This window comes from Azospirillum sp., assembly GCF_035627195.1.
Lineage (GTDB): Bacteria > Pseudomonadota > Alphaproteobacteria > Azospirillales > Azospirillaceae > Azospirillum.
In genome coordinates, this window is the sequence record NZ_DASPMG010000406.1 from 1 (window position 1) to 18,250 (window position 18,250).

At 70.7% G+C, this 18,250-nt stretch carries 22 protein-coding genes and 1 tRNA gene; 6 read left to right on the forward strand and 17 right to left on the reverse strand.

Features of this window, described 5'->3' with window-relative positions; all coding sequences use genetic code 11:
• Together VED21_RS34820 and VED21_RS34825 are read right to left on the reverse strand one after the other, a co-directional pair.
• Positions 1 to 354: NnrU family protein (locus VED21_RS34820; protein WP_324890509.1), on the reverse strand; the 354-nt coding region annotated here is incomplete at its 3' end.
• 275 nt (positions 355 to 629) lie between these two features.
• Complete coding sequence (locus VED21_RS34825; RefSeq protein ID WP_324890510.1) at positions 630 to 1,277, reverse strand: HAMP domain-containing sensor histidine kinase; 648 nt, start codon at positions 1,275 to 1,277, stop codon at positions 630 to 632.
• A 252-nt stretch (positions 1,278 to 1,529) separates the two neighbouring features.
• Between VED21_RS34825 and VED21_RS34830 the strand changes: the two genes are divergently transcribed.
• Together VED21_RS34830 and VED21_RS34835 are read left to right on the forward strand one after the other, a co-directional pair.
• Entirely contained in the window at positions 1,530 to 2,237 is a 708-nt protein-coding gene (locus VED21_RS34830; protein ID WP_324890511.1) for a SprT family zinc-dependent metalloprotease, read from the forward strand.
• Entirely contained in the window at positions 2,237 to 3,457 is a 1,221-nt protein-coding gene (locus VED21_RS34835) for a multidrug effflux MFS transporter (protein ID WP_324890512.1), read from the forward strand. Before VED21_RS34830 ends, VED21_RS34835 begins: the two co-directional genes overlap by 1 nt.
• Here VED21_RS34835 and VED21_RS34840 read toward each other — a convergent pair.
• Positions 3,405 to 3,878, reverse strand: coding sequence for an MgtC/SapB family protein (locus VED21_RS34840; RefSeq protein WP_324890513.1), 474 nt, complete (start codon positions 3,876 to 3,878; stop codon positions 3,405 to 3,407). The two genes, VED21_RS34835 and VED21_RS34840, sit on opposite strands and share 53 nt — an antisense overlap.
• A gap of 445 nt (positions 3,879 to 4,323) precedes the next feature.
• Between VED21_RS34840 and VED21_RS34845 the strand changes: the two genes are divergently transcribed.
• On the forward strand, positions 4,324 to 5,457 hold the full coding sequence (locus VED21_RS34845; protein WP_324890514.1) for a type III PLP-dependent enzyme: 1,134 nt from the start codon (positions 4,324 to 4,326) through the stop codon (positions 5,455 to 5,457).
• A 230-nt stretch (positions 5,458 to 5,687) separates the two neighbouring features.
• On the opposite strand, the gene VED21_RS34850 is transcribed toward VED21_RS34845, so the two are convergent.
• Together VED21_RS34850 and VED21_RS34855 are read right to left on the reverse strand one after the other, a co-directional pair.
• On the reverse strand, positions 5,688 to 5,906 hold the full coding sequence (locus VED21_RS34850) for a DUF1127 domain-containing protein (protein ID WP_324890515.1): 219 nt from the start codon (positions 5,904 to 5,906) through the stop codon (positions 5,688 to 5,690).
• Positions 5,907 to 6,115: 209 nt separating this feature from the next.
• A complete protein-coding gene (locus tag VED21_RS34855; RefSeq protein ID WP_324890516.1) occupies positions 6,116 to 7,270 on the reverse strand; it encodes a pyridoxal phosphate-dependent aminotransferase in 1,155 nt (384 codons plus the stop codon).
• 110 nt (positions 7,271 to 7,380) lie between these two features.
• Between VED21_RS34855 and VED21_RS34860 the strand changes: the two genes are divergently transcribed.
• A complete protein-coding gene (locus VED21_RS34860; RefSeq protein WP_324890517.1) occupies positions 7,381 to 8,064 on the forward strand; it encodes an HAD family hydrolase in 684 nt (227 codons plus the stop codon).
• Between the two features lie 124 nt (positions 8,065 to 8,188).
• Here VED21_RS34860 and VED21_RS34865 read toward each other — a convergent pair whose 3' ends face one another.
• The 7 genes from VED21_RS34865 to VED21_RS34895 form a co-directional block, all read right to left on the reverse strand.
• Entirely contained in the window at positions 8,189 to 8,440 is a 252-nt protein-coding gene (locus VED21_RS34865) for a hypothetical protein (protein WP_324890518.1), read from the reverse strand.
• Between the two features lie 157 nt (positions 8,441 to 8,597).
• The gene (locus tag VED21_RS34870; RefSeq protein ID WP_324890519.1) at positions 8,598 to 9,182 is read right to left on the reverse strand and encodes an exonuclease domain-containing protein; all 585 of its coding nucleotides are present in this window, start codon (positions 9,180 to 9,182) and stop codon (positions 8,598 to 8,600) included.
• Entirely contained in the window at positions 9,161 to 9,586 is a 426-nt protein-coding gene (locus VED21_RS34875; RefSeq protein ID WP_324890520.1) for a DUF971 domain-containing protein, read from the reverse strand. Before VED21_RS34875 ends, VED21_RS34870 begins: the two co-directional genes overlap by 22 nt.
• Positions 9,586 to 9,825 (reverse strand): Trm112 family protein, encoded by a 240-nt coding sequence (locus VED21_RS34880; protein WP_324890521.1) that lies wholly within the window; start codon positions 9,823 to 9,825, stop codon positions 9,586 to 9,588. The genes VED21_RS34875 and VED21_RS34880 overlap by 1 nt, the downstream gene beginning before the upstream one ends.
• A 35-nt stretch (positions 9,826 to 9,860) precedes the next feature.
• Positions 9,861 to 10,550, reverse strand: coding sequence for an LON peptidase substrate-binding domain-containing protein (locus VED21_RS34885; RefSeq protein ID WP_324890522.1), 690 nt, complete (start codon positions 10,548 to 10,550; stop codon positions 9,861 to 9,863).
• A gap of 251 nt (positions 10,551 to 10,801) precedes the next feature.
• Positions 10,802 to 11,749 (reverse strand): co-chaperone YbbN, encoded by a 948-nt coding sequence (locus tag VED21_RS34890; RefSeq protein ID WP_324890523.1) that lies wholly within the window; start codon positions 11,747 to 11,749, stop codon positions 10,802 to 10,804.
• 73 nt (positions 11,750 to 11,822) lie between these two features.
• Positions 11,823 to 12,356, reverse strand: a complete 534-nt coding sequence (locus VED21_RS34895; RefSeq protein ID WP_324890524.1) for a prolyl-tRNA synthetase associated domain-containing protein — start codon at positions 12,354 to 12,356, stop codon at positions 11,823 to 11,825.
• Positions 12,357 to 12,488: 132 nt separating this feature from the next.
• Between VED21_RS34895 and VED21_RS34900 the strand changes: the two genes are divergently transcribed.
• Positions 12,489 to 12,563 (forward strand) — tRNA-Gly (locus tag VED21_RS34900).
• A gap of 137 nt (positions 12,564 to 12,700) precedes the next feature.
• Here the strand turns inward: VED21_RS34900 and VED21_RS34905 are convergent.
• Positions 12,701 to 13,879: a DUF5666 domain-containing protein gene (locus tag VED21_RS34905; RefSeq protein ID WP_324890525.1), complete on the reverse strand. Its 1,179-nt coding sequence runs from the start codon at positions 13,877 to 13,879 to the stop codon at positions 12,701 to 12,703.
• Positions 13,876 to 14,727 (reverse strand): DUF6502 family protein, encoded by an 852-nt coding sequence (locus tag VED21_RS34910; protein WP_324890526.1) that lies wholly within the window; start codon positions 14,725 to 14,727, stop codon positions 13,876 to 13,878. Before VED21_RS34910 ends, VED21_RS34905 begins: the two co-directional genes overlap by 4 nt.
• Before the next feature lie 164 nt (positions 14,728 to 14,891).
• Here VED21_RS34910 and VED21_RS34915 point away from each other — a divergent pair, with 164 nt between their 5' ends.
• Positions 14,892 to 15,857 (forward strand): hypothetical protein, encoded by a 966-nt coding sequence (locus VED21_RS34915; protein ID WP_324890527.1) that lies wholly within the window; start codon positions 14,892 to 14,894, stop codon positions 15,855 to 15,857.
• A 46-nt stretch (positions 15,858 to 15,903) separates the two neighbouring features.
• Here VED21_RS34915 and VED21_RS34920 read toward each other — a convergent pair whose 3' ends face one another.
• From VED21_RS34920 to VED21_RS34930, 3 genes are all read right to left on the reverse strand, one after another.
• Positions 15,904 to 16,686 carry an oxepin-CoA hydrolase, alternative type gene (locus VED21_RS34920; RefSeq protein ID WP_324890528.1) on the reverse strand — a complete coding sequence of 261 codons (783 nt, stop codon included), beginning with the start codon at positions 16,684 to 16,686 and terminating at the stop codon, positions 15,904 to 15,906.
• A gap of 103 nt (positions 16,687 to 16,789) precedes the next feature.
• On the reverse strand, positions 16,790 to 17,002 hold the full coding sequence (locus VED21_RS34925; RefSeq protein ID WP_324890529.1) for a hypothetical protein: 213 nt from the start codon (positions 17,000 to 17,002) through the stop codon (positions 16,790 to 16,792).
• A gap of 146 nt (positions 17,003 to 17,148) precedes the next feature.
• The coding region (locus VED21_RS34930; protein WP_324890530.1) for a hybrid sensor histidine kinase/response regulator at positions 17,149 to 18,250 on the reverse strand (1,102 nt) is incomplete at its 5' end.

The window sequence follows — 18,250 nt, forward strand, 5'->3', positions numbered from 1 at the left end:
CAGCGAGCCGGGGAAACGGGTGACGCGGTAGATGCCCGCGGGCTCGTGCGGCGACAGCGGCTCGCCCGCCCTGGTGGACAGCCGCGCGGCGATCAGCACGAAGGCCACGGGCATCAGCGCCACCGCCAGCGGGTGCGCCCAGCCGGCGGGGGTGAAGACGAAGCCCGTGGCGTCCACGTCGCGGTAGGCCACCACGAACAGCGTCAGCGCCGCCAGCGACAGGACGGAGTGCAGCGCCATGAAGCCCGGCCGCCCCAGCCGCGCCACCAGCGCCGGCCGCACGCCCGGCCAGGACGGCACGGCGTGGCTGACGAACAGCAGGAGAGCGGCGGCAAGATACAGGGAGGTCGGCATGGCTGGGGATCTTCCGGTGCTGACGCGATCCTACACCCCGCAACGTGGGGTCCCGTCTTGACGAGCGTCAAGCGTGGCCGTGGGACGGTTTTTGAGACACGGATGAAAGATAAAGTTCATCTCTTCATCTGTGTCTATCTGTGTCAAAAAATAACGGCTCCGCCGCGGGCGCCCGCGAATGAAAATAAAATTTAGACACAGATGAACACAGATAGGCACAGATGGAATGGATAGAGGATCGTTTACCCATGCCCATCCGCATTTTCAAAAAGCCCTCACCCCGCCATCGGCACCGTCACGAAGAAGCCCGATCCCTTCCCCGCGCGCGACCGCAGGGCCATCGGGTGGTCGAGCAGGGCCGCCGTGCGCTGGGCGATGGCGATGCCGAAGCCGCGGCGGCGGTCGGAACGGCCGGTCGCCAGCTCCTCCACGATCGACGACAGGTCGGGTTCGGCAAGGCCGGTGCCGGTGTCCCACACCTCGATGCGCAGCCGGTTCCCGCGCCGGCGCGCGCCCAGCAGGATACCCCCCTTCTGCGTGAAGCGCACGGCGTTGGCCAGCAGCGGGCGCAGCAGCTTCTCCAGCAGGTCCGGGTCGCTGCGCACGTCCACGCCGGCCGGATGGACCTTCAGGCGCAGGCCCTTGGCGTCGGCCTTCGGGTCGAACTCCCTCAACAGCCGTTCCAGCACGTCGTCCACGGGGAAGGCGCGCGGCGCGGGCGTCACCAGCCCGGCTTCCAGCGCCAGCACGTCCAGCAGCGCGCGGATCATCGCCTCGCAGGCCTGCGAGGCCTCGCCCATCTTCTCGCACAGCTCGCGCGAGGAGGCGTCGGGCATCCGCCCCATCAGCAGGTGGTGAAACAGCTGCATGGCCTGGAACGGCTGGCGCAGGTCGTGGCTGGCCGTTGCGATCAGGCGGTTCATGTTGGCGCGTCGCTGCTCTGCACTGACGTCAGTATTATAACTTTCGTTCGATGCGTCTTTGCTATTCTTATCCACGGCAACCCGGCTCCGGTGGAGAACTGAGGCGGGACTATTCTGTGACATTCCCTGCCGAGTCAAATGTGACATTTGTCACGAGCGTCGAGACAAATGCGCAAGCACCGCATCATACGGCCTCCGACCCCTTGCGGGACCCGCTGGCATGCGCCCGGCGCACCGGTCTATAAAGGAGCCATGACGAATCGTCGCACGCCCCCCCGCGCCCTCGCCATCGCCGGCCTGCCGGTTCCGCTGGAGCTGCGGGAGAGTGCCCGCGCGCGCCGCATGACGTTGCGCGTGGACGCCGGGCGCGGCCTGATCCAGGTGGTGGTCCCCGTCGGCCTGCCGGACCGCGAGATCCAGCGCTTCGTCACCCGCCACGACGGCTGGGTGCGGGAGCGACTCGCGGCCCTGCCGCCGCAGCTGCCGTTCGCCGACGGCGCCGTGGTGCCGGTGCTGGGCGTCGACCACGTGGTGCGCCACACGCCGGACCTGCGCGGCGGCACCCGCTGCCAGGATGGCGTCCTCCTGGTGGGCGGCCAGCCGGAGCACGTGGCGCGCCGCGTGCGCGATTTCCTGGCCGCTGAGGCCAAGCGCGAACTGGCGGCCCGCGCGCGGGACAAGGCCGCGCGGCTGGGCGCCCGCGTCGCCGCGGTGACGGTGCGCGACACGCGCTCGCGCTGGGGCAGCTGTTCCTCCACCGGCCGGCTGTCCTTCTCCTGGCGGCTGATCCTGACGCCCGACGCGGTGCTCGACTACGTCGTCGCGCACGAGGTGGCGCATTTGAAGGAGATGAACCACTCCCCCCGCTTCTGGGCGCTGTGCGCCGGCCTGACCGCAGACGTGAAGGCCCCCCGCGCATGGCTGCGCGCCAACGGCGCGCGCCTGCTGCGGTACGGGTGATGACCCGTTCCGATTCCCTGGTCGTCCGCGTCCTGCTGACCGCGCTCGTCGCCTTCGGGCCGCTGTCGACCGACCTCTACCTGCCGTCGCTGCCGGCACTGGTCGGCGTCTTCGACACCGACATCGCCACCGTGCAGCTCACCCTGTCGGTGTTCCTGGTCGGCTTCGCCGTGTCGCAGCTGGTCTACGGGCCGGTGTCCGACCGCTTCGGCCGGCGGCCGGCGCTGCTCGGCGGCATCGCCATCTATCTGGTGGCCAGCGTCGCCTGCGTGTTCGCCGACAGCGTCGGCCAGCTGATCGTCGCGCGCTTCTTCCAGGCGCTGGGGGCGTGCTGCGGGCCGGTGGTGGCGCGCGCCGTGGTGCGCGACGTGTTCGAACGCGACCGCGCGGCCACCGTGCTGGCCTACATGTCCATGGCGATGACTCTGGCCCCGGCGGTCGGCCCGGTGCTGGGCGGCATGCTGACGCAGGCCTTCGGCTGGCGCGCCAACTTCGTCACGCTGGCGGTCATCGCCGTGGCGGTGCTGGCGGCGACGGCGACGCTGCTGCGCGAAACCAACGTGCACCGCGACGCCGAGGCGCTGCGGCCTTCGCGCCTGCTCACCAACTACCTGCGCCTGTTCCGCGACCGCGGCTTCGGCGGCCATGCGCTCACCGCGGCCTGCACCTACAGCGGCATCTTCGCCTTCATCTCCGGTTCCTCCTTCGTGCTGATCGAGCGCGTCGGCCTGTCGCCGGCCGCCTACGGCCTCAGCTTCGCGGTGGTGGTGCTGGGCTACACGGCGGGCAGCTTCCTGGCAGGGCGGCTGACGCTGCGGGTGGGCGGGCACCGCATGGTGCGCCTGGGCACCGCCGTGTCGTCCGTGGGCGGCCTCGTCGGAGCCGCTCTGGCGTGGAGCGGCATCGTCTCCGTGCCGGCCATCGTGCTGCCGCTGTTCGTCTTCAACCTGGGCGCCGGGCTGACGCTGCCCAACGCCATGGCCGGCGCCGTCGGCCCGTATCCCACCATGGCCGGGCTGGCCTCGGCGCTGCTGGGCTTCGCTCAGATGGGGCTGGCCGCCGTGGTCGGCATCCTGGTCGGCCACCTGCACGACGGCACCTCGCGCCCGATGATGGGCGCCGTCGCCCTGGTGGCGCTGGGGGCGGCCGCGTTCCACCGGCTGCTGGTCACTCCTCCTCCCGCGCTCCCTCCGGGAACAGGCGGCGCTCCAGCCAGGTGAAGCCGATCGAGACCAGGAGGCTCAGCCCCAGGCCCAGCCCCGCCACCCAATAGAGCCCGGCGCCGCAGGCGATGCCCAGCGCGCCGGCCATCCAGATCACCGCCGCGGTGGTGACGCCGCGCACGTTGACGCCCTTCTGGAACATGACGCCCGCGCTGATGAAGCCGATGGCCTGCGCCAACCCCTGGATGACGCGGGTCGGGTCGACGTCGCCGCCGTGCCCGGTCTTCGCCACGTCGGCGTACATCTGAAGCGCCACCAGAGTCGTGGCCGCGGCGCTCAGCGCCACCAGCGTCTGCGTGCGCAAGCCCGCCGCCTTGCCGCGCGCCTCCCGGTCGAAGCCCAGCACGGCGCCGCACAGCACCGCCAGCAGCATCCGCACGGCGATCTCCCCGGCCCCCAGCTCCGTGCCTAACCCCATGAAATTCCTCCTTTTTGTCACGGGCCATGTGCGCTCGTGCGGCGCTGCTCAATTTTTTCGCCTTGGTGCGAATTTTTCTCTTTTCAGCGCCGCCCGTTCGATCTATGTAACGCGAACTCGCAAGCGCACGTGCCGCTGGCCCGCCCTCGCTGTCTCTGGCGACTGTGGTTATGCAACGACGTAACGCGTGATTTCCGACCGTCCCTTAAGCAAGGCGGCGATTTGGAGGTTACGATGGTTCATGTTGTTGTCGGTGGGCCCACGCTGCCCACCCGGCTCCGAACACTCCCCGTCCCGACCAGTCCGGATACACGGACCACGTCCAGTATGGGCGGCCTGAACGCCTGACCGGCTGTTTTCGGTCTGCTTCGCGCGTTCGGCCGCTCCGTACCCGACCCCACACACAGACTCTGTGCGTCCATAATCATCCGTCCGGGAGACTGGGATGACCGATAAGATTGCGCGCTTCTTCGAGGAGCGACGTCCGCAAACCCCGTGCCTCGTCCTCGACCTCGACGTCGTGGAGCGCAACTACCACGACCTGGCCGAGGCGCTGCCCGACGCCCGCATCTTCTACGCCGTGAAGGCCAACCCGGCGCCGGACGTCCTGGCGCTGCTGACCCGTCTCGGCTCCGCCTTCGACACCGCGTCGGTGCCGGAGATCCAGATGGTGCTGGCGGCCGGCTGCACGCCGGACCGCATCTCCTACGGCAACACCATCAAGAAGGAAGCGGACATCCGCCGCGCCTACGAGCTGGGCGTGCGCCTGTTCGCCTTCGACAGCGAGGCGGAGCTGGAGAAGATCGCCCGCGCCGCCCCCGGCGCGCGCGTGTTCTGCCGCATCCTGACGTCGGGCGAGGGCGCCGAGTGGCCGCTGTCGCGCAAGTTCGGCTGCGACCTGACCATGGCGCGCGAGCTGCTGCTGAAGGCCCGCGACATGGACGTGGAGCCGTGGGGCGTGTCGTTCCACGTCGGCTCGCAGCAGAAGGACCTGATGCAGTGGGACCTCGCCATCCATCAGGTGGCGATGCTGTTCCGCGAGCTTGAGGTGCTGGGCGTCGACCTGGGCATGATCAACCTGGGCGGCGGCTTTCCGACCCGCTACCGCTCCGACGTGCCGGAGACGACCGCCTACGGCCAGGCGATTTTCGACAGCCTGCGTCGCCACTTCGGCAACCACCTGCCCGAGGCGATCGTCGAGCCCGGCCGCGGCATGGTCGGCAACGCCGGCATCATCGAGAGCGAGGTGGTGCTGGTCAGCCGCAAGTCGGCCACCGACACCAAGCGCTGGGTCTACCTGGACATCGGCAAGTTCGGTGGCCTCGCCGAGACGATGGACGAGGCGATCCAGTACCCCATCGAGGTGCTGGGCGACCGCACGGACGATGCCGAGGAGGTGATCCTCGCCGGCCCGACCTGCGACAGCGCCGACGTGATGTACGAGCGCGCCGAGTACAAGCTGCCGCTGGACCTGAAGCCCGGCGACCGCGTGCGCATCCATGCCACCGGCGCCTACACCACGACCTACGCCGCGGTGGCCTTCAACGGCTTCGCGCCGCTGGAGCAGTACTGCATCTGACGACCCGGTCCCTCCCGGACACGAAGAAGGCCGCTTTCCGCAAGGAAAGCGGCCTTCTTCATTGGTGCGCTCAGTCGTTGGGTTTTCGCTGCGCTCAACCCAACCTACCCGGACGTCTCACGTAGGTTGGGTTGAGCGCAGCGAAAACCCAACGTCAACCCCGTTGCCCACGCATGAAAAAGGCCGCGTCCCCTGGGGGATGCGGCCTTATTCGGGCAATCGCGCCGGCGTCATGCGCGCCAGAACGGCTTGGAGACTTCGCCCTCGACGTCCAGGCGGGAGATGCCGATGTCGCGCAGCATGCGCTCGTCGAGCTGGGCGAGTTCGTGGCGGGTGACCATCCGCTGGTGCCAGACGGACAGGGTGTCGAAGAGGTGCTCGATGGTGTGCGAAAGCGCAAAACCGAAGGAGCCCCGGCCCGTGTGGGCCGAATGCAGAGCCGTAGCCATGGTGGTGTCCTGTTCTTTGTGCCGGGGGGCCGCCGTGCCTGTTGTCGGCATCGGGCCGCCGCGCCCCGTTTTTCGATAGAAAGATAATTACGCCTATGGCGAACGGCTGACCACCGCCGAAAGAACATGTCCGCCGTGAGGAATCCCGATGGCTGCCGCGGGCTTGTCACAGGGGAGGGGCGGGGTGGGGGCAATACGGCGCGAACCCTCTACCCCAACACCCCCGCGATCCGCGCCATCGCCTCCTCCACGCGGTCCAGGCGCGAGGCGAAGCACAGGCGCAGGTAGCCCTCGCCGCCCTCGCCGAAGGCCGTGCCGGGGGCGAGGCCGACGGCCGCCTCGTCGATGATGCGCTGGGCCAGCGCCATGCTGTCGCGCTCGCCGTCCACGCGGAAGAAGGCGTAGAAGGCGGCCGGCGGGCAGGTGCTGTGCACGTTGGGCAGCCGCTCCAGCGCCGCGCACACCGCGTCGCGCGCCTGCCGGCAGCGGTCCACCATCTCCACCAGGAAGGGTTCGCCGTGCTCCAGCGCGGCGATGCCGGCGTGCTGCACGAAGGCCGGCGTGCCGGAGGTGGAGTACTGCACCAGGTTCTCCAGCACCGGCCCCAGCGCCGGCGGCGCCACGATCCAGCCCAGCCGCCAGCCCGTCATCGCCCAGTTCTTGGAGAAGCTGTTGACGATGATCAGCTTGTCGTCCGGCTCCGCCACCTCCACGAAGGATGGCGCCGCCGGCCGGTCGTAGACGAGGCGGGCGTAGACCTCGTCGGAGATCACCCACAGCCCCCGCGAGCGCGCGAACTCCATCACGCGGCGCATGTCATCCAGTTCCATCATCCACCCCGTCGGGTTGCCGGGGGAGTTGACGAAGATGGCCCGCGTGCGCGGCCCGCAGGCGTCGAACAGCGCGTCCAGGTCGAGGTCCCAGCCGTGGTTGCCCAACCGCATGGGCACGGCGCGCGGCACGCCGCCCATCACCTTTACCGACGCCGTGACGTTCGGCCAGATCGGGCTGACCACCGCCACCTCGTCGCCTGGGTCGATCAGCGTCTGCATGACCTTCATGATGGCTGTCATGCCGGAGGAGGTGACGGTGATGCGCTCCACCCCCACCGGCACGCCGTGCACCCGGCCCAGATAGTCCGACAGCGCCTCGCGCAGGCGGGGCAGGCCGCGCTGGTGGGTGTAGAAGACCTCGCCGTCGCGGATGGCGCGGATGCCGGCCTCGGCGATCACGTCGGGCGTCGGCACGTCGCCTTCGCCGAACCACAGCGGGATCAGCCCCGCGCGGTCGCGGCCGTATTCGGCGATCAGCGCGATGGGGCTGTGCGGCAGGGCGGCGATGCCCGCGCGGATGTCGTATTCCATGGCCACCCCCTGGATGCCTCGCTTCTTCATAGATGGGCAGTGGCTTGCCTGTCCGCCAAGGAGGGCCTACCTCTTCGATCCCGCTACCACCGCCGGGACGCGCATCCATCATGATCGACACCATCGCCTTTGATGGCGACGACACGCTCTGGCACAACGAATCGCTGTTCTCGATGACGCAGGACCGCTTCCGCGCGCTGCTGGCGCACGCGGTGGACCCGGCCGACCTCGACCGCCGCCTGCTGGATACGGAGCGCGCGAACCTGCGGTTCTACGGCTACGGCATCAAGGGCTTCGTGCTGTCCATGATCGAGACGGCCATCGACATCACCGACGCCCAGGTCGACCCGCGCGCGCTGCGCAGCCTCGTGGAATTCGGCAAGTCCATGCTGGAGCACCCGGTGGAACTGCTGGACGGCGTGGCCGAGGTGGTGGAGCGGCTGTCCTCCCGCCACCGCCTGCTGCTGATCACCAAGGGCGACCTGTTCGACCAGGAGAGCAAGGTGGCCCGCTCCGGCCTTGCCGAGCGCTTCGCCGCGGTGGAGATCGTCAGCGAGAAGGACCCCGACACCTACCGCCGCATTCTGGAGCGGCACGGGGTGGAGCCGTCGCGGTTCGTGATGGTCGGCAACTCGGTGCGTTCCGACGTGCTGCCGGTGCTGGCCATCGGCGGCCACGCCGTGCACGTCCCCTATCACCTGACCTGGGCCCACGAACACGCCGACCCGCCCGAGGACGGCTACCGCCGCATCGAGTCCGTGCGGGAATTGGAAGGCGTGCTGGCGGGGATGTGAGGGGAAGTGGAAAACCACCCCCAGCCCGACCCCTCCTCCGTTCGGGCCGCCGGAATCCGGAGCCTGGCCAAAGGAGGGACCCGTCCGGACCGGACGGAAGAGGGGCTGGGCTGGGGGCGGTTTCTCAACCCGGCAGGGACCACTCTGCCACGGGCAGGGCCGCGGCGGCGTGTGACTTGACCGTGATCGCCTTGCGGCCGATCTCCACCACCAGGACCGCCAGCAGGATCAGCGACACCGCCAATGCCGCCCGCGCCATGTCGCGCAGCCACAGCCGGCGCTTGCGGACCTGCTCCAGCCCGCGGGCCGCAACCCGTTGCCGAGCCGCCCATTGCCGCTGGGCGAGACGGTGGTCGAGCCAATCGCTCGAACCCATGGTGCCCGTCGAACTCATGGTGCCTCCGCCTCCCTTCGGAACGCCGTGGCGGTAAATCGCATTCGCATATCTTTTGTATAAAATTTTAGGAGAATGCGCAAGAGCGGACTCGCTCCCCAGGTGCGTCACCGCGTCACGCCGTCAGGCGCTCTCCGTCTCAAGCTTGTTCGGCCACCCGCTTCACCGCCAACGCCACCATGCGCGCGTCCGACAGCGCGTCGTGCGCCTGCAGTTCGGGCACGCCGGGGAAGTGCCGGTGCAGCGCCCCGCTCGACACCGCCACGCCGCCCGCCGCGGCGCGAAGCCACGGCGCCACGTTGACGAACAGCGCGTCGGGGAAGGGCAGGGGCACGCCGTGCAGGCGGCCGTTCTCCACCAGCACGTCGTGGTCGACGCCGTTGGCCAGCGCTAGCGCCGCCCCGTCGAGGAAGACGGCGAATCGCTCCACCGCCGTGGCGAAGTCGACGCCATCGGCGTCGACGGCGGCCTGGGTGATGCCGGTCAGGTCGGTGAAATACCCGCTCAGCCGCGGGTTGATGCGCGGCTTCACCAGCAGCGAGAACGCCGCCGACTCGGCGAACCCGTCGCGCGGGTGCACGCGCACGGCGCCGATCTGCACCAACTCCCGGTGCTCGCCCGGTCCGCTCCAGCGGCGCGCGTGCGAGCCCTCCCAGGCCGTGTACTCCAGGTCGTAGACGACGATGGCGTCCAGGGTGCGGATCAGCCCTCGCTCGACGCCCACCGCACCCTCGGCTCACGGCTGAAGCCCTTCGCTTCGATCTCCGCGAGGTATTCGGCCCACAGCCGCTCCTGGTCCTGGCCCAACTCGTACAGGTAGTTCCAGGTGTAGATGCCGCTGTCGTGCAGGTCGTCGAAGACGATCTTCAGCGCATAGCGCCCGACCGTCTCCAGCCGCATGATGCCGACGTGCAGCTTGCCCCACTGGGTGATCTTCTGCCCCGGCCCATGCCCCTGCACCTCGGCCGAGGGGCTGAGCACGCGCAGGTATTCGGCCGGGTAGGAGAAGGTCTTGCCGTCGTCGAAGTCGATCTCCAGGCGCTTTTCCTCTTTCTTGAGGCGCACCTCGGTGGGCCAGTGCTTCGTGCCCCGCTCGTCCTGCTCCATCTTGGCCTCGATCGTGGACATCAGCCCGCCTTGCCGGCGTGCTCGTCGATGCGGCGCGCCTCGTCGATCAGCATGATGGGGATGCCGTCACGGATTGGATAGGCCAGCCCGGCGCGGTCGCTGATCAGCTCGTTCGCCTGCGCGTCGAAACGCAGCGGCCCCTTGGTCAGCGGGCAGACGAGGATCTCCAGCAGCTTGGGATCGACCCGCGCCTGGTTCTTGCCCTCGGTCGACGTTTCTTCGGGGCCCTGTGCGCTCATGTTCCTGGCCTGCCTTCTGGCGTTCTGTTCGATGATCAGTGGCGGTGCAGCGTGCGGTCGCCTTCCCGGCCGTCGAGAATGGCCATCTCGATCAGCGCGATCAAGAGTTTCGCGCGTTCGGCGAGGTCCGGCGCCTCCAGCAGCGCCTGTTTCTCGCACGCCTCGAACGGGCAGACCATGGCCAGCGAGGTGACCAGCCGTTCGTCCGGCGTGCACTGTATGTGGTCCCAGTTGGCCTGGATGCCCTGCGCCTTGAAATAGCACTTCAGCCCGGCGGTCAGCCGCTCGCGGTCCAGCGCGCCGGGGGCGCCGGGGGCGTTGGTCTCGTCCGCCTCCAGGTCGGCGGCGAAGCGCTCCCACGCCGGCACCACGCGGCGGTAGCCGCCGTCGGCCGCCGGCAGCTCGCGCAGGACGGAGAAGCGGCACACGCCGGTCAGCGTGATCAGGAACCGGCCGTCGTCGGTTTCGGAAAAGCTGGTGATGCGCCCGGCGCATCCCGTCTCGTACAGCGCCGGCGCCTTGGCGCGCGAGGCCGGGTCGGTCGGCTGGATCATGCCGATCATGCGGTCGCCGGCCAGCGCGTCCTCGACCATGGCCAGGTAGCGCGGCTCGAAGATGTTCAGCGGCAGCCGCCCGCGCGGCAGCAGCAGCACGCCCGACAGCGGGAACACGGGGATCTCGCGCGGCAGGCGTTCGACGGTGGGTTCGAAAGGCGTTCGGCTCATGCGGACGAATATAGGGCCGATGGGGAAAGGGAACAGGACGCGCGCGCAATGTCATACCGGCGGCGCTTGATTGGCTTCCATTGCGCGCCGCCGGTAGAGCCCGGCAGCCCCTTGCGCAGCAAGGGGCGAGAGGGTGATACGGACGGCGCCCTCAGGCGCCGCCCGTATCACGCTCCGGTTCCCCCACCCCTCACGAAAACACCCGCGGACTCGCGTCCGCGGGTGCCGGTATCCTGCGACAGAAGCGGTGTTTAGCTGAACAGCACCGACGACAGGCGGCGGCGGGCGGAGATGGTCAGCGGGTCGGTGGGGCCGAAGGCCTCGAACAGCTTGACCAGCTGCTTGCGCGCGGCGTCCTCGTTCCAGGTGCGGTCGCGGCGCACCAGCTCCAGCAGCTCGTCCACCGCCGCCTCGCGCTTGCCGGCGGCGTACAGCGCCATGGCGAGGTCGAAGCGCGCCTGGTGGTCGTTCTTGTCGTGCGCCACCTTCTCCATCAGCTCGGCGATGGGGCCGACGTTCTGCGTCTGCTCGGCCACCTCGATGGCGCTCTTGGCGGCCAGCAGCTCCTTGTCCTTGGCGATGGACTCGGGCGCCGCGGCGATCATCTCCTTGGCCTGCTCCAGGTCCTTGGCGGCGATCAGGCAGCGCACCAGCCCGGCGTAGGCCGGCGCGTTCTCCGGGTCGGCCTCCAGGATGCGGTTGTAGACCTCGGCGGCCGTGTGCATGTCGCCCTCTTCCAGCGCCTGTTTGGCGTGGGCCAGCAGCTCGTCCAGCATCTCCTGGGCGCCGCCGTTGGCGCCGCCGGCGCCGGCCAGCTTCACAAGGCGGTCGACGAAGGTCTTGATCTGCGAGTCCGGCAGGGCGCCGACGAAGCCGTCCACCGGGCGGCCCTGGAAGAAGGCGTAGACGGCCGGGATCGACTGCACGCGCAGCTGCTGGGCGATCATCGGGTGCTGGTCGGTGTCGATCTTGACCATCTTCACCGCGCCCTTGGCGGCGCGCACGGCCTTTTCCAGCGCCGGGCCCAGCTGCTTGCACGGGCCGCACCACGGCGCCCAGAAATCGACGATGACCGGCACCGACCGCGACGCCTCGATCACGTCGGCCATGAAGGAGCGGTCGGTGCCTTCCTTGATCAGGTCGGCGCCGGCGGCGGACATCGGGGCGTTGCCGTTGTTGGCGGGCGGGGGCGAGAACATGGCGTGCAGTATCCCTTTTCCAGACTGTCCGTTTAAATGAGCGCGGGGTGCGCGCGAAACAAGATTGCCGGCCTCATCCGTGCCGGCCGAAATCCACGATGCGCGGCTCGTGCCCGCAGGCGCGGATGAAGCGCAGCAGGTCGTCCGGCCGGATCGCCGTGGTGCGGTCGTTCAGCAGCGGGTGGTAGTTCAGCGGGTCGTGCTCCAGCATCGCCTGCTGCAGCACCACGTTGACCGTGCGCTCCGTGTCGTTGACCAGGGCGAACGGCGTGACCGACCCCGGCCGCACGCCCAGCCGCGCCCACAGCCGCTCGGCCGAGGCGAACGACAGCCGGGCCGAGCCGATGACCTTGTCGAAGCTGTTCAGCGCGACCGGCGCGTCTTCCAGCGCCACGACCAGCCAGTGCTGGTCCTTCTTGTCCTTCAGGAACAGGTTCTTGCAGTGCCCGCCCGGCAGTTCGCCGCGCAGCGCCTTGCTCTCCTCCACGGTGAACAGCGGCGGGTGGGCGTGCGTGACGGTGCGGATGCCGAGTTCGTCCAGCCGCGCCAGAAGCTGCTCCGGCGAGGTCGGCAGGGGCTCGGAATTGGCGTGTGCGGTGTGGGCCATGCTGGGCTTTTACCGTGGCGTGCGGGTGTGCGTCCAGGGGGTGCGAAAAAACGCAACATTCAGGCTTGCATTGCGACGGCCGCGCTGTATAGTCCGCCGCACGCCGCCGGGACCACCGGCCGCGTGCGGAGCGCGGGCGTAGCTCAGGGGTAGAGCACAACCTTGCCAAGGTTGGGGTCGAGGGTTCGAATCCCTTCGCCCGCTCCATTCTCCCTTACGGGGAACATCGACGCGACACCAAAGGCCGGCCATTGCGCCGGCCTTTCGCGTTTTCCGCGCTACGATCCGCAGGTTGGGCTTCGCCGACGGCTCAACCCAACCCACACCTCATCCTTATCCTTACCTCACCGCCCGCCGCGCCCACCGCCACCACCGCCGCGCCCGCCACCCGGACCACCACCCGGCCCCCCCGGACCGCCGCCCGGTCCGCCCGGCCCTCGGCCGGCGCCAAGCCCCGTCCCGGCACCGACGGCGTGCCCCGGCCGTCCCATCGCCGCGCCCGGGGGTGCCGCACCCGGCCCCGCCGGTGCGCCCTCCGGCCCGGCGGCCGGCCCGGTCCCCGGCGGGCCGCCCTGCGGGCCGCGCGCCTCGCCGATGCCGGGTGCCGGGCGGCTGCGCACGCCCTGCACGCCGCCGCGGGAGTCCACCGCGCTGTCGACCACCACGCGGGCACCATCGACGAACGTCTCCACGGACAGCGCCCGCACCGCCGTGCCGAAGGGGTTCTGCGGGTCGGCCGTGGCCGACTCCAACACCGGCACGCCGCCGCGCTCCACCCGGCCGGCCGCGCGCACCGTGGCGCCGGTCTCCGGAAGGGCGGCCACCGCCGCGCGGCGCAGCGTCCGGCCGGCGACCGTCACCGTCGCGGCGTCCGCCGCCTCCAGCGCGCCGCGCAGCAGCCAGCCGCGCGCCGGGTCCCACGGGTCGATGCGCCCGGCGGCGATGGTGCCGTCCGGCCGGCGTGGGCCGCTCACCGCCACCCAGGCGCCGGGCTTCGGCTCCACCGCCACCAGCGCGCTGTCCAGCGTCACGCGCTGGCCCAGCACCGTCAGCGTGCCGCCGTTCCCGTTGTCGCCCACCGCTTCCACCGGGCCGGCCACGGCGTAGCGAACCTCCACCGAGCGCGCCTCCAGGCCCGTCGGGCCACCCGGCTGCGCGGCGACCGCCACCGTCTGGCCAAGAAGCAAGGCGTCCGCCCCGGCCGGCCGGCCCTCGACCTGCACGGCGACACCGGCCGGCACCTCGACCTCCAGCCCGTTGACCCAGATGCTGCCGAAGGCGGTGACCGTGCCGACGATGCCGGTGCCGCCGATGCCCTTGTCCGTCACGGCAATGCCGGTGCCACCGATTCCCTTGTCGGTGACGGCGATCCCCGTGCCGCCGATCCCCCGGTCGGTCACGGCTGGTCCGGTCACGGCCGCCCCCGTCCCGCCGATTCCCCGGTCCGTGGTCTGCCCCACCGGCCCGCCGCAGGCGGCGGCCAGCAGAAGAAGCGGGGCGAGTATCCGTGCGATGCGCCTCATGCCCCCGTCCCCCCGCTCTCTTCCGGCCGGTCGTACAGATACAGCCCCGTGGTGAAGCGATGCCCGCCGGTGCCCGCCCGCGCGTCGCGCTCCGCCAGTTCGGTGGCCAGCGCGTTGAGGTGGACCAGCAGCTCCATGCCCCGGCGCTCGGCCTCCGCGCGCAGCGCCTCGACGGAGGCCTGCGACAGCCCGTCGTGGAACATCGCGCGCTCCAGGTGGCGCGGCGCGCCGCCGGTCAGGTTGGCCCCGGCGGCGGCCACGTGGTCCGCCAGATTGCGGCCGAAATAATAGGCGGTCTTGTCCAGGTCGCCGCGCGGCAGGTGGGCGGACACCACCAGTTCCAGCAGGCCGTCGGCGCGCTCGCGCACCAGCTTGGCGTGCAGCAGCTCGTCCAGCAGGGCGCGCGGGCGGATGTCCTTGCTGATGCCCTCGACCAGCGCCTCGAACGACCCCTCCCCGGCGCGCGGCAGGGGACGGGGGCCGCCGTCCGCCGCCCGGTACCCGGCCAGCGCCAGCCATGCGCCCAGCACCTGCGCGCCCAGCGACGGCGACACCGGCGCCGCATCGGCCGCCGCCTCGCCGGGGGCGCGCATGCGGCTGACGTCCTTGCGGTGCACGCCGGTCAGAAGGGTGACGCGGCTGTCGGTCATCGGCTTGCCGGGCAGGGCGAAGTCGCGCTCCGCCACCTCGACGTACACGGTCTTCAGCAGGCCGGACAGGGTGGGGAAGGTGATGCCGAAGTGGATCAGCACCCGCACGAGCGGCCCCAGCACCCGCCGCACGGCCGCCAGAACGGCGGACGGCGGGCCGCCCAGGGTAGCCTCCGTGTCCTTCGTCGCCGGGTCCATGCGCGTGCCGCCTCGATTGGCCGTGGGATATCTGCCCACAGAATAACGCACCCGTTGCCGGCGTCCATGCATTTTCCGGTTGACGCGGGAAAATTTCCCACGCAGTCTTGGCGTTACCGAGTGGGAAAAATTCCCACCAACACGATGCGAGAGGAGATCGAGCCATGGCGACGATGAACATGACCCGCCCGACCACCATGGGCGCGCAGACGGCCGGCACGCAGGGAAGCGGGATGCAGGGCGGCCCCGGCGGTGGGCAGGGTGGGATGGGCGGCCCGGCGGGCGGCGGCCAGGGTGGCCCGGGCGGGGGTATGAGCGGCGGTACCAGCGGCGGTCCGGGCGGCGGCCATGGCGGGGAAGGGCACGGCGCGGGCGGCCCGCCGTCGGTGGACGCCGTGTCGACCTGGGTGGACGACGTGCTGAGCGACGGCGGCTTCACCGCCACCGGCACCACCGCGACGCGCATCGATAAGATTGCCGACGCGCTGGACGAGGCGGTGCAGTCCGGCGGCACCGACCTGCCGCAGGCCTACGTCCGCGCGCTGGAGAGCACGATCCGCGACCTGCGCTCGGTCGCCCAGAACGGCGACAAGACGCTGGGCGACGGCAGCGGCGACACGGAACATGCCACCGTCATGGCCAAGGCCGTGGACAAGCTGGAAACCTTCCTGGAGAACGAGGGCGACAGCCTGTCGGCCGAGGCGACGACGCGCCTGCAGAGCGTGCTCGACTCCATGAACACCATCTACAGCGACGGTGCGGTCTCCACGGCCGAGCAGACGACGCTGAAGACGGTGGCCGACGACCTCTGCGACGTGCTGATCGAGGACTTCACCAAGCTGTCCGACGCCGGCCTCGCCGCGCTGAACGAGCAGGCGAGCGACCTGCACACGCTGGCCGATACCGGCTTCCTGGCGCTGGACGACGCGCAGCGCGCGGTCCTGACCCAGGCGCAGACGGCGCTGGACGCCATCGACACCACCAACCCGGACCGCACGGCGGTGCACGACGTCATGGACGACCTGCGCTCCGGCCTGGGTGGCGAGCTTCTCAGCCTCGCCATGCCGCAGCGGACCATCGGCCTCACCGGCCAGTCCACCAGTGCCGACACCGACGCCCTCTGGGCGTGATACCGTTTCCCCTCCCCCGGCAGCGCCGGGGGAGGGGGAGCATCGCTCACTCCGCGCCGAACTTCGGCGTGCGCTTCTCGAAGAAGGCGGCGATGCCCTCGCTGGCCTCGGCGTGGTGCAGGGCTTCGACGAACTGGTCGCTCTCGCGGCCGAGCTGGGCGGCGATCGAGCCGTAGGCGGAATCGATCAGCCGCTTGGCCCGGCCCATCGCCACCCGCGGCCCCTCGGCCAGCCGCGTCGCCCACGCCACCGCATCGGCCAGCGCCTGGCCGGACGGGGCGATGCGGTTGACCACGCCCAGCGTGTGCAGGCGCTGCGCGCCGATGCGCCCGCCCTCGAACATGAACTCGGCCGCCAGCTGCGGCGGGATGGCCCGCGCGAACGAGGCGGAGATGCCGCCGTCCGCCGTCAGGCCGACGCGCAGGTAGGCGGTCAGGAACTCCGCGTCCTCGGCCGCGACGATCAGGTCGGACGCCAGCGCCAGCGCGAAGCCCGCACCCGCCGCCGGCCCCTCGACGGCGGCGATGATCGGCTTGGGGCAGTCGCGCATGGCGCGGATCCAGCCGTGGAAGCGCTCGATCCCGTCGCGGTTCTCGAAGCGGGCCTTGCTGCGGTGGTTGTACAGGCGCGACAGGTGGGCGCCCGAGCTGAAGGCGCCGCCCGCCCCGGCGATCACCACGGCGGCGATCCCGTCGTCCTGGGTGGCAAGGTCGATGGCCTCGCGCCCCTGCGCCATCATGTCGGCGCCCAGCGCGTTGCGGCTGGCCGGATCGTCCATGGTGACGACGAGGACGCGCCCCTGGCGCTCGGTCGTGATGCGGCCGTTCATGCGTTCTGCTCCCCCCAGTTGTGTGTCGGTTGCCGCCGATGATGCCGCGTCGCGCGCCCGCTGGCAAAGGCCGCGTCGTCGCGGACGGGCGTGGCGGGAAAACTCACGCCGCCAGATCCGGCCGGTCGCCCCTCTGGTCGCCGTTCCCTGGCCGCTCCGGCCGGCCCCCCTCCACCCGGCCCCACGCCCGGCTCCACATCCGGCGGCGCACGGCGATCTGCCGGCGGCAGTCGTCGGAGCAATAGAGCGGGGCGGGGCCGCGCCGGGTCTTCCGTTCGAAGGGTCGGCCGCAGCAGGCGCAGTACAGGCGGGTCACGGGTCCTCCTTGCCGGGGGTTTTTCGCGCGCCGCTTGTATCGGGCGCGGGGGCCGTTGCCCAGCCGGCAAAAGGCGCTAACGCCGCGACGCCCGGCATAGTTCCTGGGCCGGAGGTCAGACCCCGGATGGAGTGCGGCTATTCCCTTCAGGCACTGCCGATGGTCTCGGTCAGCGCGTTCAGCAGCACCGGCGGCGTCACCGGCTTGTGCAGCACGCTGATGCCGCTGGCCTCCGCCTCGCGCAGGCGCTCGGGCGCGGTGTCGCCGGTGATGATGATGCTGGGGATCACCTGGTGGTACAACTGGCACAGGTCGCGGATCGCCTCGGTGCCCGTGTGCCCCTCGCGCAGGCGGTAGTCGGCCAGGATGATGCTGGGCGGCTTCGGCCACGCCTGCAACAGCGCCACCGCCTCCGCCGCGGACGTCGCGGCGACCACCTCGTAGCCCCAACCCATCAGCAGCGCGCGCAGGCTGGACAGCACCACCGGCTCGTCGTCGATCAGCACGATGGTGCCGCGGTGCGCGGTCCCGGCGGCGGCGATCGTGGCGGCTGCGGCGGCGCGCGGGCGGGCCGCCGGCACCGCCGGCACGTCCACCCAGAACACCGACCCCTGCCCGGGGATGGAGCGCACGCCCACCGGGTGGCTTAGCAGGCGCGACAGCCGCTTGACGATCGCCAGCCCCAGGCCCAGGCCCTGCGTGCGGTCGCGCTCGGGGTTGCCGATCTGGGTGAACTCCTCGAAGATCTCGCTGGTCATCTCGGGCGCGATGCCGATGCCGGTGTCCCACACCTCGACGCGCAACGTCTCGCCGCGCCGCCGCGCGCCCAGCAGGATGGTTCCCCGGCTGGTGTAGCGCAGCGCGTTGTCGACCAGGTTCTGCACCAGCCGCCCCAGCAGCGCGGGGTCGGAGCGCACCACCACGCTGGACGGCACGACGCGCAGCGTGATCCCCTTGTTCTCCGCCACGGCCGCGTAGTTGGCGCGCATGGTCGCCAGGATGGTGCCGACGGGGAAGACGATGGGCTGCGCCGCCACCACCCCGGCGTCCAGCTTCGACACGTCCAGCAGGCTGTCCAGCAGCATCTTCAGCGCGTCGACCGCCATTTCCATGTCGCGCATCATGGTGCGCGCCGGCCCGTCGGGCAGCTGCGCCGACAGGGCCGAGGTGAAGAACACCAGCGACTGCACGGGCTGGCGCAGGTCGTGGCTGGCGGCGGCCAGGAACTTGGTCTTGGCGAGGTTGGCG

Bases quoted from the DNA above. Each gene is read 5' to 3' on its own strand.
- VED21_RS34920 (WP_324890528.1), bottom strand. From the start codon at position 16,686: ATGAACGGCCGCATCACGACCGAGCGCCAGGGGCGCGTCCTCGTCGTC.
- VED21_RS34910 (WP_324890526.1), bottom strand. From the start codon at position 14,727: ATGGACCCGGCGACGAAGGACACGGAGGCTACCCTGGGCGGCCCGCCG.
- VED21_RS34895 (WP_324890524.1), bottom strand. From the start codon at position 12,356: ATGGCCCACACCGCACACGCCAATTCCGAGCCCCTGCCGACCTCGCCG.
- VED21_RS34890 (WP_324890523.1), bottom strand. From the start codon at position 11,749: ATGTTCTCGCCCCCGCCCGCCAACAACGGCAACGCCCCGATGTCCGCC.
- VED21_RS34840 (WP_324890513.1), bottom strand. From the start codon at position 3,878: ATGGGGTTAGGCACGGAGCTGGGGGCCGGGGAGATCGCCGTGCGGATG.
- VED21_RS34885 (WP_324890522.1), bottom strand. From the start codon at position 10,550: ATGAGCCGAACGCCTTTCGAACCCACCGTCGAACGCCTGCCGCGCGAG.
- VED21_RS34855 (WP_324890516.1), bottom strand. From the start codon at position 7,270: ATGGAATACGACATCCGCGCGGGCATCGCCGCCCTGCCGCACAGCCCC.
- VED21_RS34865 (WP_324890518.1), bottom strand. From the start codon at position 8,440: ATGGGTTCGAGCGATTGGCTCGACCACCGTCTCGCCCAGCGGCAATGG.
- VED21_RS34830 (WP_324890511.1), top strand. From the start codon at position 1,530: ATGACGAATCGTCGCACGCCCCCCCGCGCCCTCGCCATCGCCGGCCTG.
- VED21_RS34850 (WP_324890515.1), bottom strand. From the start codon at position 5,906: ATGGCTACGGCTCTGCATTCGGCCCACACGGGCCGGGGCTCCTTCGGT.
- VED21_RS34880 (WP_324890521.1), bottom strand. From the start codon at position 9,825: ATGAGCGCACAGGGCCCCGAAGAAACGTCGACCGAGGGCAAGAACCAG.
- VED21_RS34860 (WP_324890517.1), top strand. From the start codon at position 7,381: ATGATCGACACCATCGCCTTTGATGGCGACGACACGCTCTGGCACAAC.
- VED21_RS34835 (WP_324890512.1), top strand. From the start codon at position 2,237: ATGACCCGTTCCGATTCCCTGGTCGTCCGCGTCCTGCTGACCGCGCTC.
- VED21_RS34915 (WP_324890527.1), top strand. From the start codon at position 14,892: ATGGCGACGATGAACATGACCCGCCCGACCACCATGGGCGCGCAGACG.
- VED21_RS34825 (WP_324890510.1), bottom strand. From the start codon at position 1,277: ATGAACCGCCTGATCGCAACGGCCAGCCACGACCTGCGCCAGCCGTTC.
- VED21_RS34875 (WP_324890520.1), bottom strand. From the start codon at position 9,586: ATGTCCACGATCGAGGCCAAGATGGAGCAGGACGAGCGGGGCACGAAG.
- VED21_RS34905 (WP_324890525.1), bottom strand. From the start codon at position 13,879: ATGAGGCGCATCGCACGGATACTCGCCCCGCTTCTTCTGCTGGCCGCC.
- VED21_RS34845 (WP_324890514.1), top strand. From the start codon at position 4,324: ATGACCGATAAGATTGCGCGCTTCTTCGAGGAGCGACGTCCGCAAACC.